Below are 2,170 nucleotides of genomic sequence, written 5' to 3'. Positions count from 1 at the left end.
ATTACGACAAGACAGTCAATATCAATTAAAGCGAACTAGCATCAACAAGTAATGGATTTTTCTCTCATACGGAACCATGCTAAAATATGTGTATGCCTTTAGGAAAGGAGAAACTAATGGAATTCAATCGAGCTGAGGTGGGTCGCAGGATAGCAAAGCGGCGTAAGGAATTGGGCGTAAAACAAAATGTGCTTGCAGAGAAACTGGGGTATCATAAAAATCATCTCTCCGGAATTGAACACGGTCGGATTGCTCCGAGCATGGATTTGTTTGTAGGAATATGCAAGGAACTAAATGTGTCTCCGAACTACCTACTAGAGGGTGCCATGCACCCAGAAAATGTTCCTCTTGACATTGTGGCTGACATAAACAGATGCAGGGATGAGGATAAGGAGGTCATCGCAGAAATCGTTAAAATCTACGTTGACAAAGCTGAAAAAACGTGACATCCATGCACAAATAAGGTATAATATATCTTGAGGAGGGATGTCTCCAATGAGGATAGTGTTCTGTGATGACGATGTAACCGTTATGGATAAGCTGGAGAAGTATCTTCGGGCATATTTCAGTGAGAATAAATTGAAACAGCCTGAGTACGAAGCTTACATCAATGGAGAGGAATTACTGAATTCAGACAAGAGAATTGATATAGCTTTTCTTGATGTGGAGATGCCAGGTATAGACGGTATCACAGTTGGAGCTAGGTTAAAGGCCCGGTTTCCCTATGTGAAAATCATAATACTTACGTCATTTTCGGACTACTTGGACGAAGCTATGAAATTTCATGTGTTTCGCTACTTATCAAAGCCGCTTGAGAAAAGTCGCTTATATAGAAACATGAAAGAGGCATTGTATCAAATCAGTGTTGATACAAAACCTGTGTTGATTGAAACCGCCGATGAGTCCGTCACAAGATTTGCCGATGAAGTGATTATGGTAGAGGCAAACAAGCACAAGGTGAAAGTTTTTACTGTGGATAAGGTATACGATTCCGTTCAACCAATGAAACATTGGGAAACTCTTTTGGAAATAGGAAGTTTCTACCATACCCATCGCAGCTACATTGTAAATATGAAGTTTGTTCGCTCCTTCGATGCAACTACACTCAAGATGGGTTCACCAAGCGGTGAGAACCATCGGGCGTATATGGCCCGCAGAAAGTATCCAGGATTCAAGAGTGCATATGTGCGGTTTCTGGAGGCGATGAAATAATGCAAACACTCACCTTTATCTGTGTCTACTTAGTAGAGGGGATCACTGCTTGGCAGTATTTTTCCTCCCTGTTTATTCCGAAAAAGAAGCCTATCATACGAATTTCGCTATTTATACTTGGGTATGCACTCGGTTGTCTGCTATTCAATTTATCTATAATTTGGATTAATACAATTTTCTTTACCCTGCTCAATTTATTACTGCTCAAGTCTTTCTATATTTGTTCCTGGGAAAGCTGCATTTATCATACTGTGTTGCTGACTTGCCTTACTTTAGGCACAGAAATTCTCGTGGAGTTTCTCCTTGGAATGCTTTTCGGAGGGGCTGAGAAATATCAGGACAGCCTTCCAATTCTAGTTTTTCTCTGTGTTTTTAGTAAACTACTCTATTACACACTGACAAAACTGTGCATCCGCCTTTCTCCCAAATCATTGATAAATATGCACGATGCAGGCCCCATCGCGCTTTTGCTAGGCAGTTTCTCGTTTTCAACGATTTTCATTCTGCTCATTATGGCGTACTCAGCGCTGTATTGTAATTTGCCGCCCTTTATTGAAACCTTAATGATGGTCGGAGCGCTGATCCTTCTTCTTTCTGCCTTGGCAATATTTGCAGGATATCAGTATAGTCAGAAGCTTAATAAGGAGAATCTAGAACTCCAGTTGATAAAGCAGAAAGATCAGGTGGAAGGAGAATATTTCAGTGCTCTTGAGGATCAATATGAACGTCAGCAGGTCCTGCTCCACGATTTACGTCGGCATCTTACTGCCATCAAAGAATTTGCACTGGAGAATGAAGACCAACAGGTGGTGCATTATGTCTCCAATTTGCAAAGCCTCCCGGCGCTTCAGCGAAAGCTGAAATTTTGTGAGAATCTGATGCTAAATTAGGACTATAACTTGGGCTGGGAATGGATATGTTTTAGCAACATGTGATAACTCGGACAAGCCGCATAATC

At 41.2% G+C, this 2,170-nt stretch carries 3 protein-coding genes; all 3 read left to right on the top strand.

Features of this window, described 5'->3' with window-relative positions:
* The first annotated feature begins 116 nt into the window (after positions 1-116).
* Genes D5270_RS16375 through D5270_RS16365 form a run of 3 tightly spaced genes read left to right on the top strand, consistent with a single transcriptional unit; the run spans position 117 to position 2,102 of the window.
* The gene (locus D5270_RS16375; protein WP_166545080.1) at positions 117-446 is read left to right on the top strand and encodes a helix-turn-helix domain-containing protein; all 330 of its coding nucleotides are present in this window, start codon (positions 117-119) and stop codon (positions 444-446) included.
* 49 nt (positions 447-495) lie between these two features.
* The gene (locus D5270_RS16370; RefSeq protein WP_166545079.1) at positions 496-1,212 is read left to right on the top strand and encodes a LytR/AlgR family response regulator transcription factor; all 717 of its coding nucleotides are present in this window, start codon (positions 496-498) and stop codon (positions 1,210-1,212) included.
* The gene (locus tag D5270_RS16365; protein ID WP_166545078.1) at positions 1,212-2,102 is read left to right on the top strand and encodes a hypothetical protein; all 891 of its coding nucleotides are present in this window, start codon (positions 1,212-1,214) and stop codon (positions 2,100-2,102) included. Before D5270_RS16370 ends, D5270_RS16365 begins: the two co-directional genes overlap by 1 nt.
* Positions 2,103-2,170: the final 68 nt, after the last annotated feature.

This window comes from Acutalibacter sp. 1XD8-36, assembly GCF_009917525.1.
Taxonomy (GTDB): Bacteria; Bacillota; Clostridia; order Oscillospirales; family Acutalibacteraceae; genus Acutalibacter.
The sequence above is the reverse complement of the archived record's forward strand: the minus strand, read 5'-3'. Positions and strand labels throughout refer to the sequence as shown.

Coding starts and splice junctions, on each gene's coding strand:
- D5270_RS16375 (WP_166545080.1), top strand. CDS start 117: ATGGAATTCAATCGAGCTGAGGTGGGTCGCAGGATAGCAAAGCGGCGT.
- D5270_RS16370 (WP_166545079.1), top strand. CDS start 496: ATGAGGATAGTGTTCTGTGATGACGATGTAACCGTTATGGATAAGCTG.
- D5270_RS16365 (WP_166545078.1), top strand. CDS start 1,212: ATGCAAACACTCACCTTTATCTGTGTCTACTTAGTAGAGGGGATCACT.